Source organism: Metallumcola ferriviriculae, assembly GCF_035573695.1.
Taxonomy (GTDB): Bacteria; Bacillota; JADQBR01; order JADQBR01; family JADQBR01; genus Metallumcola; species Metallumcola ferriviriculae.
Genome location: NZ_CP121694.1, coordinates 2,512,300 through 2,526,633, shown reverse-complemented (window position 1 = coordinate 2,526,633; position 14,334 = coordinate 2,512,300). Strand labels below are relative to the sequence as shown.

Below are 14,334 nucleotides of genomic sequence, written 5' to 3'. Positions count from 1 at the left end.
GGTGGGATAGCATGGAATTTGTTGCACAACTTTCGACTGCGGCGCAAATGCTCATGGCCTGGGATCTAATTCTTTATATTTTCGTCGGATTGATAATCGGCATCGCATTAGGAGCATTGCCGGGGGTATCAGGGGTTACGGCTATTACCCTAATGTTAGTACCCAGCTACTATATGCCATCACTTCAGGCCATTGTCTTTTTGACTGCGATTTATACCGGCTCTGTTTATGGGGGCGGAATCACCGCCGTGTTACTAAACATTCCTGGTACGCCGGCCGCTATCGCAACCGGCTTTGACGGTTTTCCCATGACGCAGTCCGGGCGACATAATGAGGCATTAGGCTTAGGCTTAATGAGTTCTGCGTTTGGACTATTCGTGTCTTATCTCTTTGTATTGGTCTTTTTACTGCCCATTGGCAAACTGGTTATGAAATTTGGTCCTCCTGAAATGCTGATGGTTGTTTTGATTGCAATTTCCTCAGTCGGCTTGGTGAAGGGCCAAATCTTACCCTCTCTAATGACCGGGATGTTTGGCATACTTGTCGGTACCATCGGGGCATCACCTATGGGTCATGTTCGGGGTATATTTGGACAGATGGCTCTTTATGAAGGAATACCGCTGATACCGGCACTGTTGGGAATGCTGGCGGTATCAGAATTGTTTGTCTTGGTGGAAAAGGAAACAATTATTGCCAAAGATGCTGAACCTAGCCACAGTATGAAGGATATTATAAAGGGTCTCTTTAGCACTTTTAAGTATAAAGGCACACTGGTGAAATCTTCGCTAATAGGTATAGGCATTGGTTTATTGCCTGCCGCAGGATCAACTGTGGCCAGTATGCTTAGCTATGGGGCAGCCATGCGGCGATCCAAGCAGCCTGATAATTTTGGGAAGGGTGACCCGGAGGGCGTGATTGCAGCTGAAGCAGCCAACAATGGCTCTGAAGGTGGAGCAGTGGCTACCATGCTTTGTTTCGGGGTACCAGGTAGTGCTACCACGGCTCTGCTCATGGCGGCATTTATGATTCAGGGGATGTCTCCCGGTCCATATTTGATTCGCGAGCATCTGGATTTTGCATATGCGGTAGTGCTCACTCAATTTATTATAGCAATAATGCTGGTGCTTGTCGGTGTCGTGTTTATATATTATTTCAGCAAATTAGTTTATCTACCAATCGGCGTAATAGTGCCCATGGTGCTGGTCTTTTCAGTATTGGGGGCGCTGTCCTTGCGAAAACTCAGTATAGATGTGGTAATTCTAATTCTCTTTGCCGTATTTGGTTATATTCTTAAGAAACTTGACTATCCCATAATGGGATTTATCCTTGGCTTCATTTTAGGTGAATTGATGGATAAGGAAATGGTCAAAACGTACATGCTTTATTCCAACGATATTTCCGGATTATTTCATAGGCCAATTTTTTTGACTCTGCTTGTTATTACAAGTTCAGTTTTTCTTTGGCCTGTGGTGAAAAGGTTTATCGGTAAGAATATATCGAATAGTAAACCGGCCTAAACACATAAAATTCTGGAGGTAATAACTGTGAGCAAGAGTAAGAAACTGAGAGAACTCTTAAAGCAAAAGAAACCATTGTTTATTCCTGGTGCTTATAATGCCATGACAGCCCAAATACTTGAGATGATAGGTTTTGACGCAGTTTACGTGCCTGGATATGGTACATCGGCCTGTTTATTGGGTATGACTGATGTGGGTCTGGCAACTTTGCCGGAAATGGTGATGAATGCGAGATATATAAGTAATGCCGTGTCTCTGCCTGCTATAGCAGATGCGGATACAGGTTTTGGTAATGCCATTAATGTAAGACGAACTGTCCAGGAATTTATTCAGGCAGGTATTGCCGGAATACACATAGAAGACCAGGTAATGTTTAAAAGGTGCGGCCATGTGGCGGGTAAAGTATTGCTGCCCTTTGAGGAAGCTGTGGGTAAAATCAGGGCTGCTCATGATATGCGTAATGAATTGGACCCAGATTTCCTGTTGATTGCCCGTACTGATGCCAGAGGAGCTGCCGCCGGTGGGATAGAAGAAGCTATTCGTCGGGGAAATGCTTATCGGGAGGCCGGCGCCGATATAGTGTTCGTAGAAGGTCCTACCTCGGAGGAAGAGGTAAGAAGATTTTGTCAGGAGATAAACGCCCCAATTTTTTACAATGCTACTGGTGTGTCCCCGCGCTTTTCCCTTGAACAGTTAGGGGAAATGGGAGTGTCGGTGGCAATAATTCCCGGTGCAGCCATGCGGGTTACAGCCAGGGCGGTGTATGATTATTTTACGCAGCTTAAAGATAAGGGTCTTTTATTTGAAGCTGAATGGCAAGACGATTTTGTTGCTAATCATCCATTGGGAGATTTTCATAAGTTTACAGGCTTCCCGGAAATACGGAAATTGGAAGAGAAGTACCTACCTGAAAAAGAGGCCCAAAAATACGAAAATTCCGTGGGATTTAAGCCTTAGCCTCAACGTGCGGTCGTCTTTTTAAGTGACAATACAACTGGGGGAGGATAAAGACAGTGGGAATGACTATAGCAGAAAAGATACTGGCTAGGGCCAGCGGGAAACGTAAAGTGCTGCCCGGTGACTACGTCGTAGCTAAACCGGACAGGATTATGGTGCTAGGCGAAAGAATTGGTGAACTAACAGCGACAGATATCAACTCCCGGTGGCCCAAAGATATCAAGTTAGAAAGTGTTTCTGACCCGGATAGGATTGTAGTAATCAGCGAGCATGTAATTCCGCCGGATAATGTACACTTGGCCCAGCTCTATCACGCGGCGCGTGCGGGAGTTAAGAAACTGGGAATTAAAAACTTCTTTGACATTGGGAGAGGTGGTATTTGTCACCAGGTATTTTCGGAAAAGGGTTTTGCCCGACCGGGGGAATTGGTGGTGGGCTCTGATTCCCATACGTGTACTTATGGAGCATTTAACACGGCGGCACGCGGAATTAACTACGAATTACCTTATGTCCTAAAAACAGGAGCAACATGGTTTCGGGTGCCGGAGACTATTAAGATAGTAGTTAATGGGGAACTGGGTAAAGGTGTTTGTAGTAAGGATATTATCTTAAAAATTATGGCACTTTATGGTACGGAAATTGCTTTGTATAAATCCGTGGAATTTGCAGGGGATACGATTTCAGCCTTAGATGTCAGCAGCAGAATGACCATGGCCAACATGGGAGTGGAAATGGGTGCTAAATTTGCTTTGTTCGAATGTGATAAAAAACTTGAAAAATTTCTAAGCGGGTTGGGAATAGGAGGCTATGAGTCAGTTGTCAGTGACCATGATGCAGAATATGACAAGGTCATCGAACTAAATGTATCTGACCTTGAGCCTCAGGTAGCTTGCCCCCATGACTTGGCGAACACCAAAGATGTTAGCAAGGTGGCGGACACAAAAATTGACCAAGCGTTTTTGGGTACATGTACTAACGGGCGCTATGATGATTTAAAAATAGCAGCGGATATCATTCGGGGTAAAAAGATCCATCCCGATGTTCGCTTAGTCGTGACACCAGCTTCCCAAGAAGTTTATAAACAGGCATTAGAGGGCGGCATTATTAAAGTTTTTATGGATGCTGATGCGGTAGTTACCAATGCAACCTGTGGAGCTTGTGCCGGTTTACACTTAGGCGTGATTGGCCCTGGAGAAGTTTGTATCGGGACACAAAACCGGAACTTTAAGGGAAGAATGGGTAGTGATCAGGCTGAAGTTTATTTGGGATCTCCGGCTACGGTGGCAGCCAGTGCTCTTAATGGTGTTATTACTGATCCCAGAGAATACTTATAAGTAAAGGTATGTAAATATCATTAACGGGGGTATAGTATGAAGCAATTTAAAGGAAGGGTCTGGAAACTGGGGGATAACATCAGTACTGACTTGCTGATGCCTGCCATATCCATGTACGGAAAAGTTCCCCGGGAAGAGATAAAGGGCTATTGTTTAAAAACTACCAAACCGGAGTTCGCAAGAGAAGTTAAATCCGGGGATATTATAATTGCTGGTAAGAACTTCGGCTGCGGTTCCAGTCGACCGGCCAGCAGAAACCTGATGGAACTTGGTGTCGGGAGCGTAGTGGCTGAGTCCTGTTCCGCTATCTTTTTCCGCAATTCCATCGCCATGGGCTTTCCCATAATCATCAGCCCGGGAGTAACGGATATTTTTAACGATGGTGAAACAGCTGAGGTTAGAATTGAAACGGGGGAAGTTATTAACATTACTACAGGCCAGAGGGTAAACGCAGAAGCTTATTCAGAATTTTTGAGGCAAATAATTGCCTATGGCGGCATGGTGGAGATGTTTAGACAGGATTGCTCCTTATAAATCTAGAATAGCATACTCATAAATAAGTAAGCGCTTACGGTGCCCGGCACTAGGGCGTTTATTTATTTAACTTTTGTAAATGGAGGTGAATTATGAGCTATCAGAATTTATTTAACCTAAGCGACAAAGTGGTATTAATTACTGGTGCTGCAGGAGGACTGGGACAGGCAATGGCCATTGGACTGGCGGAATACGGTGCGGATATAGCTTTGGCAGATTTAAAGCCTGAGAATACCAATGATATATTGGCACAAATCCACGGTTTGGGTAGAAAGGCTGCTGCGTTTAAAGTGGATATTACCGATAAGGACGATGTCAGGCTAATGGTAGAAAAGGTGCATAAAGAGTTCGGTAAAATTGATGTATTAGTCAACAGTGCCGGGATTAACAACAGGAAAAAGCTAGAGGATTACACGGAGCAGGAGTGGGACAATATTGTTGACGTAAATCTCAAGGGTACGTTTTTATGCTCACAAGCGGTTGGGGAAATAATGCTTGCCCAAGGAAAAGGAAAAATTATCAATTTGGCTTCGGTGTCTTCTGTCTTGGGACACCCACATCATGCGCCCTATGCCGCCAGCAAAGGAGGAGTAGCATTACTGACAAAAGTGATGGCTGTTGAATGGGCAAAACGTGGTATCAATGTTAATGCTATTGCTCCTGCCTATGTGCGTACATCGTTAACGGCTGATCACCTTGCTGAAGGGGACAACTATCAGCAAATTAGTAATACTATCCCGATGGGAAGATTAGGTGAACCTGAGGATATAGTAGGTGCGGCTGTTTACTTGGCTTCAAATGCTTCAAACTTCGTTACCGGTCATTTGTTAATGGTCGATGGTGGACGCTGCGCTGATTAACTAAGATAATAAATTATTTGGCATATGCGCACTTCAAGCTTCGTACTCTTAATCTACTATGCTGAATAACGATTTAAAAGGAGTTTTGGATATTGGATAAGGTAATAATTACTATAGCACCTACGGGTAATGTACCAACTAGAGATATGACCCCTCATGTACCAGTTACGCCAGAGGAAATTGCTAAGGATATTGTTGAGTGTTATAATGCCGGCGCATCTGTTGCTCATATTCATGCGCGGGATGAGAAACAAAGGCCAACCCATCGAAAAGACTCGTTTGCAGCTATCCTGAAATGTTTAGATGATGCGCAGTGCCCGATTATTCGGCAATTATCTACCGGTGGGCGCCATGGGAAATCATTAAATGAGCGCAGCGAGAATTTAACTTTAAATCCTGAAATGGCCAGTTTAACTACCGGCTCCACTAATTTTCCAAATATGACATATGCTAACTCGCCGGAACTAATCGAGTTTTTAGCGGGTTCTATGATGCGGAAAGGGATAAAACCCGAAATTGAGGTTTTTGACACTGCTATGATTAATAATGCATTTTTATTAGCTGAACGAGGTTTAATCAAAAAGCCGCTGCAATTTAATTTTGTCTTGGGTATTAAAGGAGCACTACCAGCTACGCCGAAAAACTTATTACACTTGATAGATAGCATTCCTAGAGATTCTCAATGGACTGTCTCTATCATAGGATCGCAGCATGTGCCATTGTCAACTATTGCTTTGGCTATGGGTGGCAATGTGAGGGTTGGTATTGAAGATAATATTTATTACAGTAAGGGCAGGTTGGCTGCTAACTTGGAACTGGTGGAGAGAATTGTAAATATTTCGCGGGTTTTGGGGAGAGGAATCGCCAGCCCTGCAGAAGCACGGGATATGTTAAATCTTAAAAAGTCAGACGCAGGGACTTAGGCCTGGAGGTATCGTCCTCAGTGGGATGGAAAATTCGGTCTGTTGAATCTGCGTATTTCTAGGGGAAATAATTGAAGCCCGATACTCAGAACTTAAGTTAAATAAATTGCATTTAGAAAGGAACAATCATGGGTTACATCATCTCATTAATACTAGCAATTGCCGGCTGGAAGGCTATGCAAATCATTAAGCTGCCGGCAGCAGCCTTATTAGGACCAATGCTTTTTGTAGGGATAGCTAATATAGCAGGAATAGGTCTGACACCGTTTCCGCCGCTGGTAACAAGTATTTTGCAAATAATACTGGGTATTTTTGTCGGGGTTAAAATCGACCGGGAGAAAGTGGAGTTCTTGAAAAGCGGCATGGCTGTCCCAACTTTAATGGTAGTATTCTGGACCATTCTGTCGGCGATAATTTCCTCAGCGGTGCTGATACGGTTGACTAACCTCGATATAGCCACAATATTATTTGGTGCAACGCCCGGCGGAATTGCCGAGATGAGCATAGTTTCCATGAATTACGGAGCGGACGTGGCCATTGTCAGCTTGCTGCAATTCTTACGATTGATTATGGTAATTACCATAATTCCCATGATTGCCGTAAGATTTCGGAGCGTGGCCAAAGATGAGGCGGCCGCTGCACAAGATGAACAGCAGCCGGAACAAACCAAAGATAAAGCCAAAACGTATATAATCATTGGCAGTGGTTTGATCGTTGGCGGTGCTTTTACCTACTTCGGCCTGCCTGCCGGTGGCATTATCGGCGGCTCTATCGGAGTTGGGGCAACAAGCATTATCTTAAATAGCAGGGTAAATGTACCAGTCTTTGGAGTACGTATTGCCCAGATGGGAATAGGACTGATTATAGGTATGCGGTTTCGACATGATACGCTTACCGCCTTTGGGCAGCTGATGGTTCCTAGTTTGATTTTTTCCTTATTAATGGTAATAAGCGGTGTACTCCTAGCCTTTTCGATAAAGAGGTTGACCAATTGGGATTTGGCTACCTGCATGGTATGTTCTGCCCCGGCAGGAATTTCTCAGATGATACTGGTCGCCGCTGATATAAAAGCTGATTTGATAAAAGTTACTTACTTCCATTTGATACGGCTGCTAACGATCTATTTAATTATCAACCAGATCTATCAGTGGTATCTCAATTAACTGGTATTACCTTATTGCGATATGGGGTAAATATTAGGTTATTAGCCAACACCTTCGGTACTACCGGGGGTGTTGTTTTTTGTGGTGCCAGGCACCTTTTTGTCAAGTTATTGCATAAGGGTTGTGGGGGACGCTTTCGTATTTCAGTATTTTAAAGAACTAAGGTAGTGCCTGGCACAGTGAGACAATTAAGGAGCAGTCGTGATGCCAAAATACGGCTGTTATTTTTATTTTGCTATTTTTCAAACAATTATGAAATTAAGCAGGAATAGTTGTGGTTTGGTTGAATATAGTCTTAAATACACTATTGCATGCAATGGTACATTCTATTATGTATACGGGGGGAGTAATGTGACAGTGGTTAAGAGCATCGGGCTGCCGGTTATGAATAGGGAGGCAGGGGAAAGAAGGGCATTTTTGCCTAGCTTGGCGGCGTTCTTGTCTAAGTATGATGTTGACGTTTATCTAGAAAATGGGTACGGTGAAAAGCTTGGCTTCTCAAAAGAGGATTACCTTTCGGAAAACAAGAGGGTTGTTTTTACAGACTCTGTGGAGGTATATCAGCAGGATATGGTATTAGTGTTAAGGGCGCCAAGTGATGTTGAGATTGATCATATGAAAAAATCTGCAGGGTTAATATCAATGCTGCACTATGACAGTAAGCCTGAACTAACTAAAAGGTTAATTGAGCAAAAGATTAACGTATTTTCTCTTGATTCCATGGTGAATGACAATGGGGAACGGGTGATCGTTACATATGAAGGGACTGCGGGAGCGGGTGTGCGGGTTGCCTTTCAAGAAATGGCGAAAAGGTGCCATGACTTTTTTAATAGAAACAGGAGCCCATATCAGGTAACAATTATCGGGATGGGTAACTTGGGAATAGCAGCAGGCCGGGCATGCTTCCGATATGGGGATGAAAAAATTGCTTCAAGATTTCTAAATGAATCAATCCCCGGAGTGGTGGTTGTTTATGTGGAAAAGGATACCACACATTTAACAGATAATCTCAGAAGGATTTTTGCCAATACAGACCTTCTTATTGATGCCAGCAAGCGTCGGGATTTTACCAAGTCAATTGTAGCCAATGATTTGATCGGCTGTTTGAAGGAAGATGCTGTGATATTGGATCTAACTGCAGACCCCTACGACGTGTCCTGTGACCCAATCCAGGTTAAGGCTATTGAAGGAATACCTTATGGCACTCTGGATAAATATGTTTTTGAGGTTGATGATGATGAATATGACATGATCCCGACAGGGGTAAAGAAGGATCAAAGGCGGGTCAGCATCAGCTGCAATGCATGGCCTGGTGTATTTCCTGAGGCTGTCATGAAAAAGTATGAGGACCAATTAAGGCCGCACTTGGATGTATTACTGCGAAAGGGTTTTCAGCTTTCGCTGGACAGTGATAATGACTATGAACGGACGCTGGTCAGGGCTAGTATCCCGTATTTCATAAATAATCAACAGTAGCTGTTCCAGCAAGGTTAAACCAATGGGGGATTAATGCAATGAAAAAATTATTTAAACGAAAAACCGCAGTGGTTGGTTTGCTGATTACCGTCGCTGTAATATTAATGGCCATATTTGCTCCGTATGTTGCTCCGCATGATCCGGAAAAGGTTGAATTGGCTCTAAGATTAAAACCACCATTTTGGCTGGAGAATGGGTCTTTAAATTATCCTTTAGGAACCGACAGCTTGGGGAGGGATGTACTGAGCAGGATTATTTTTGGTTCGCAAAAATCCATTTTGGTTAGTTTTTTGGCTACTGTTATTTCGTGCGTTTTGGGAGTGATTTTGGGCCTAATTTCTGGTTATTATGGCGGAACGCTGGATACGGTGATTACAAGGTTGGGAGATATTCAACTGGCATTTCCTTTAATATTGCTCTCAATTGCGGTGATAGCGGTGCTGGGTGCTAGCACCCTCAATCTTATTATCGTGTTTGGCATTGCTAATTGGGTGGTCTATGCTAGAGTAGCCCGCGGTGCTGTATTGTCAGTAAAGGAAAAAGAGTATGTAGAGGGATCCAGAGCAGCCGGGTGCAGTGATAGTCGGATAATCATATATCATATCTTCCCAAATATCTGCGCGCCCATCATTGTGATAGCCACACTTTCTTTGGCAGGCATTATTATTTCAGAATCTTCTTTAAGTTTCCTCGGCCTTGGTGTTCCCCCGCCGAAACCCACCTGGGGCGGAATGCTCAGTGAAGGAAGGCAATATCTTTATGACGGTTGGTGGGTGGCTACATTTCCCGGGCTTGCAATTATGCTGACGGTGCTTGGAGTAAATTTATTTGGCGATGGTCTAAGAGATGCCTACGATCCAAAACTGTCAACCGAAAAGATAGAATGATCGAAAAGGTGGGGAGGGTGAAGTGTCATGATGTAGATAATCCGTTGCCCGAAAAAATCTTTACTAAGGAGGAGTTAAATTTGAAAAAGATTGTTATTTTGTTATTGGTAATGAGCATGGCTGTTGCCTTGTTTGCTATTGGGTGTTCGTCCAATCCCGAGCCAAAGGAAGACCAGAAAGAGACTGCTGAAAAGCCTGATGTAAAAAGCAGTCCGGAGGAAGAGACGGATAAGGAAGTTGTACTGGTGGTTGCCCAAACGAGGGATGTTACATCACTTGATTATGCATTGGCCGCCCAGACGGAGACTTTGAACATGTCCAGCAATATTTTTGACACGCTGGTCAGACTTGATGAAAACTATAATTACGTACCCTGGTTGGCCAAATCCTGGGATAATCCGGACCCGAACACCTGGATTTTCCATCTGCGTGATGGTATCGAGTTTACAAATGGGGAGCCTGTTAATGCGGAGGCTGTGAAATACTCGCTGGAGAGAATTATGGATCCGGAAGTTAAGTCCCCGCAGGCGTGGCGACTTAAACTAGTGGACAAAGTTGAAACTCCGGATGCCAATACTGTGGTGGTCAAGACCAAGGAGCCATATGCGGCATTAATTAACATAATGACATTGATGTTTGTGGTACCGCCTGGTGCTGTAGAAGAAATGGGCAATGAAAATTTTGCACAAAATCCCATTGGGTCAGGACCTTTTGTATTTGAAAAATTTGTCTCTGGTGAGGAAGTTGTCCTACTGGCCAATGAAAACTATTGGAAAGGTGCTCCGAAAATTGACAAGCTAGTATTCAGACCTATTTCTGAAGCTTCTACACGGGTGGCAGCTCTGGAAACAGGGGAAGTTGATATTATCGGTTCTGTCCCACCCAACAGGTTGGACGATTTGAAGAAAAACCAGGATGTTAACACGTCCGCCAAAACTGGGATCATGCTTTACATGGGGTTGGATACTTTTAATCCGCCGCTTGATAATGTCAAGGTGAGACAGGCTGTTAACTATGCTTTGGATGTTCAGGCGATTACTGATAGCATTCTTTTAGGAACAGCTCGACCCATGGCCGGTCCCGCGTTTAGGGCAACTAAAGGATTTAACGAGGATATCAAACCTTATCCCCATGACATAGAAAAAGCCAAACAGCTTCTTAAGGAAGCGGGCTATGAGAATGGTTTTGAGTTGAAACTGTCTACGCCTCCTCAGGGTGTGGAAGGAACAACCAATACTATGGAAGTTGCCCAGGCTATTGGCGCTCAGTTGGGTGAGGTGGGAATTAAGGTGACTTTAGATATTACTGACCCAGCTACACAATTTGAGAGATATAAGAACAAGGAGTTCCAGGCGTATCTCTTTACCTGGGATACACAAGTTGAGCCGGATAGATATTTGTACTCTCTGTTCCATTCTCAAGCTCGGGGGTATTACTATAAGAACGAGCAGGTAGATGCACTTCTGGATGAGGGGCGCTCCACTATGGACCAAGAAGCTCGGGAAGACGTCTATAATGAAGTGCACAAACTTCTTTATGAGGATGCACCTTGGGGTTTTCTCTATAACCAGGAAGCATATTATGGCATCCGCGCTAATGTAGATTATGAGGCACCTGTGGATGGGATAATGTTTATGTACAATGCAGAGAAAGATGAGTAGTTAAGTAATAGTAGTTCCTTAATAGAGGTTAGGGGCTTAGCCCCTAACCGTAACTTTTTAAGGGTTTTGAAAAAACGGGCGAGAGCTTAGGAGTGTAAGTAATGCTGGGATACTTTATAAAGAAAATTCCACAAACGATAATAGTTATATTAGGCGTGTCATTTATCTCATTTTTTGTCATGCATTTGTCCGGTAACCCTGCCCAGTTACTACTGCCGCCGGAAGCTACTGAAGCGGAGATACAAGCATTCAGTCATGCTTTGGGATATGACAGGCCTGTCTACATTCAATATTTAGATTTTCTAAAAGGCGCAGTTAGGGGAGATTTCGGGATGTCTATGGTTCATCGCAAATCGGCATTTCAGCTGGTCACTGAGAGGCTTCCGGCTACTTTGGAATTATCGGTGGCGGCCATGCTATTTGCGGTGATTATTGCCATACCTACGGGGGTAATTTCTGCGCTTAAAAGAAACAGTTGGTACGATTACCTGACAATGCTGTTTACTTTGGGAGGTCAGTCCATCCCTACTTTCTGGCTTGGAATTATGCTGGTAATGTTATTTTCCGTAAAATTCCATGTATTTCCCACTTCAGGCAGGGGCACGTGGCAGCAATTAGTACTACCGACCATCACGTTGGGTACTTTCTATTTAGCAATGATCAGCCGCCTGACCCGGGCCGGATTGCTGGAAATTCTGGAAGAAGATTATATCCGGACTGCAAGGGCTAAGGGAGTAAAGGAATCTCTTGTAATTATAAAACATGGATTGAAAAACAGTTTGATTCCTCTGGTTACGGTGATCGGCTTGCAATTTGGTAAACTGCTGGGTGGAGCTATTGTGACCGAGATGGTTTTTGAATGGCCCGGGGTGGGTAAGCTTGCAATTGCGGCAATTAACCAAAGAGATTTTACTGTCGTTCAAACAGTTGTTGTAATTTTGGCCATTACTTTCGTTGCGGTTAACTTATTTACGGACCTACTATACTCGTACTTGGACCCGAGGATCAGATTTGATGCTAAGGATTAGATGTGGGAGTGGGTATTAGTATGGATAATCCATTACTGGAAGTTAAAAACTTAATTACTGAATTTAACACTGACCGCGGTAGAATTAAGGCGGTGGATAAGGTGTCGTTTTCCATCAATAAGGGAGAAGTGTTGGGCTTGGTGGGGGAGAGCGGTAGTGGTAAAAGTGTCTCTTCTTTATCCATAATGCGTCTAATACCGAATCCTCCAGGAAAAATCAGTAATGGGCAGGTATTGTTCAAAGGTGAAGACCTTCTTGATAAATCAAAAGAGAATATGAGGCATATCAGAGGCAATGAAATATCAATGATATTTCAGGAACCTATGACTTCTCTAAATCCGGTTTATACTATTGGTAATCAAATTGCGGAGGCATATACTTCCCATTCTAACAAAAAAGTTGCGGACAACAATCAAGCGGTATTGGAAATGCTTGATGTGGTTGGTATTCCTTCGGCAGCTAAAAGGGTCAATGATTATCCGCATCAATTTTCCGGCGGTATGCGGCAGCGGGTAATGATTGCCATTGCACTGGCGTGTAAACCAGAACTTTTAATTGCGGATGAACCCACTACAGCGCTGGATGTTACTATTCAGGCGCAAATTCTAAGGCTCATGCGGGACATTAATGAAGAATCTAATACCTCCATACTGCTCATTACTCACGACCTTGGTGTAGTGGCGGATATGTGTCATCGGGTTTGTGTAATGTATGCGGGAAGGATAATGGAAGAGGCGGACGTACTGACGATTTTCGAACGGCCCAGGCACCCGTATACAAAGGCTTTGCTGAACTCAATTCCTACTTTGGAAGGCGACGACAAAGTATTGGAATCAATAAAAGGAAATCCGCCGGATCCGTTTAATTTACCTGTTGGATGCAAGTTCTCCCCACGCTGTACAATTTCTGATGCTAAGTGCAATAATATGGAGCCGGTACTCGTCGAAGTTGCGCCTAATCATCGAGTTAGGTGTCTGTACGCATTTAAACATGGTAATCGAGGTGACAACTAATGACCCAGACCATTCTGGAAGCGACGGAGCTAAAAAAATACTTTCCTATGCGTGCAGGTGTTTTTTCCAAAGTTCGCGGGTATGTTAAGGCAGTAGATGGTGTCTCAATTAAGGTACAATCCGGAGAAACTTTTGGGCTGGTCGGGGAAAGCGGATGCGGCAAAAGTACTTTAGGCCGCTTGTTATTACGCCTGATTACACCTACCGCCGGTGAAACTTTTTTTGAAGGAACTAATATCTATCAGTTGAATTCAAAAAAGATGAGGGATTTCAGACGTTATTTCCAAATCATTTTTCAGGATCCATATGCATCATTAAATCCCAAAATGAAGATAGGAAACATCATTGGCGAACCGCTGATTGTATATAATCTAGTATCCACGGATCAGGAAAAGAAAAAGCGGGTAGAGGAACTTCTGGAAATTGTAGGATTGAGTAAGGCGCATTACGGTCGTTTTCCCCATGAATTTAGCGGCGGGCAGCGACAGAGGATTGGGATTGCCCGTGCTTTAACGCTGAACCCTAAGCTTGTAATTTGTGATGAGGCAGTTTCTGCTCTTGATGTTTCGGTTCAAGCACAGATATTAAACCTCCTCAAGCAGCTGCAAAAGGATTTCGGTTTGACTTATATATTTATTTCTCATGACCTAAGTGTGGTAAAATACGTTAGTGATAGAGTAGGTGTTATGTATTTGGGTAAGATTGTAGAAATGGGGGATTGTAATCGGATTTATAAGGAGCCATTTCATCCATATACAAAAGCTCTCTTGTCATCGGTGCCTGACCCTAATCCACGGATGCGAAAAGAGCATATTGTATTAGAAGGAGAAATACCTAATCCATTGAATCCGCCTGAAGGTTGTACTTTTCATACTCGATGTCCACAGGCAATGGATATTTGCAATAATATTGTTCCTCAGCTTAGAATGCTGACCAATGGGCATTGGGTGGCTTGCCATGTTTATGACTAATTTCGGTGGA

Annotated in this window: 13 protein-coding genes; all 13 read left to right on the top strand. The window is 43.7% G+C overall.

Going from position 1 to position 14,334, the window contains the following annotated elements:
- Positions 1-11: 11 nt before the first annotated feature.
- The 13 genes from MFMK1_RS12565 to MFMK1_RS12505 all read left to right on the top strand — a co-directional run bounded on the left by MFMK1_RS12565 (position 12) and on the right by MFMK1_RS12505 (position 14,324).
- On the top strand, positions 12-1,517 hold the full coding sequence (locus MFMK1_RS12565; RefSeq protein WP_366922046.1) for a tripartite tricarboxylate transporter permease: 1,506 nt from the start codon (positions 12-14) through the stop codon (positions 1,515-1,517).
- Positions 1,518-1,544: 27 nt separating this feature from the next.
- Positions 1,545-2,474, top strand: a complete 930-nt coding sequence (locus tag MFMK1_RS12560; RefSeq protein ID WP_366922045.1) for an isocitrate lyase/PEP mutase family protein — start codon at positions 1,545-1,547, stop codon at positions 2,472-2,474.
- A gap of 62 nt (positions 2,475-2,536) precedes the next feature.
- Entirely contained in the window at positions 2,537-3,808 is a 1,272-nt protein-coding gene (locus tag MFMK1_RS12555) for a 3-isopropylmalate dehydratase large subunit (RefSeq protein ID WP_366924939.1), read from the top strand.
- 36 nt (positions 3,809-3,844) lie between these two features.
- Positions 3,845-4,342, top strand: a complete 498-nt coding sequence (locus MFMK1_RS12550; protein WP_366922044.1) for a LeuD/DmdB family oxidoreductase small subunit — start codon at positions 3,845-3,847, stop codon at positions 4,340-4,342.
- Between the two features lie 92 nt (positions 4,343-4,434).
- The gene (locus tag MFMK1_RS12545) at positions 4,435-5,202 is read left to right on the top strand and encodes an SDR family NAD(P)-dependent oxidoreductase (protein WP_366922043.1); all 768 of its coding nucleotides are present in this window, start codon (positions 4,435-4,437) and stop codon (positions 5,200-5,202) included.
- Between the two features lie 92 nt (positions 5,203-5,294).
- Positions 5,295-6,125, top strand: coding sequence for a beta-keto acid cleavage family enzyme (locus MFMK1_RS12540; RefSeq protein ID WP_366922042.1), 831 nt, complete (start codon positions 5,295-5,297; stop codon positions 6,123-6,125).
- Between the two features lie 128 nt (positions 6,126-6,253).
- The gene (locus MFMK1_RS12535) at positions 6,254-7,288 is read left to right on the top strand and encodes an AbrB family transcriptional regulator (RefSeq protein WP_366922041.1); all 1,035 of its coding nucleotides are present in this window, start codon (positions 6,254-6,256) and stop codon (positions 7,286-7,288) included.
- Between the two features lie 351 nt (positions 7,289-7,639).
- Positions 7,640-8,764: a Rossmann-fold NAD(P)-binding domain-containing protein gene (locus tag MFMK1_RS12530; RefSeq protein ID WP_366922040.1), complete on the top strand. Its 1,125-nt coding sequence runs from the start codon at positions 7,640-7,642 to the stop codon at positions 8,762-8,764.
- 38 nt (positions 8,765-8,802) lie between these two features.
- Positions 8,803-9,651, top strand: a complete 849-nt coding sequence (locus tag MFMK1_RS12525; protein ID WP_366922039.1) for an ABC transporter permease — start codon at positions 8,803-8,805, stop codon at positions 9,649-9,651.
- Between the two features lie 80 nt (positions 9,652-9,731).
- Positions 9,732-11,312 (top strand): ABC transporter substrate-binding protein, encoded by a 1,581-nt coding sequence (locus MFMK1_RS12520; RefSeq protein ID WP_366922038.1) that lies wholly within the window; start codon positions 9,732-9,734, stop codon positions 11,310-11,312.
- 101 nt (positions 11,313-11,413) lie between these two features.
- Positions 11,414-12,340: an ABC transporter permease gene (locus MFMK1_RS12515; RefSeq protein ID WP_366922037.1), complete on the top strand. Its 927-nt coding sequence runs from the start codon at positions 11,414-11,416 to the stop codon at positions 12,338-12,340.
- A 20-nt stretch (positions 12,341-12,360) separates the two neighbouring features.
- Positions 12,361-13,353: an ABC transporter ATP-binding protein gene (locus MFMK1_RS12510; RefSeq protein WP_366922036.1), complete on the top strand. Its 993-nt coding sequence runs from the start codon at positions 12,361-12,363 to the stop codon at positions 13,351-13,353.
- Positions 13,353-14,324, top strand: a complete 972-nt coding sequence (locus MFMK1_RS12505; RefSeq protein ID WP_366922035.1) for an ABC transporter ATP-binding protein — start codon at positions 13,353-13,355, stop codon at positions 14,322-14,324. The genes MFMK1_RS12510 and MFMK1_RS12505 overlap by 1 nt, the downstream gene beginning before the upstream one ends.
- Positions 14,325-14,334 lie beyond the last annotated feature (10 nt).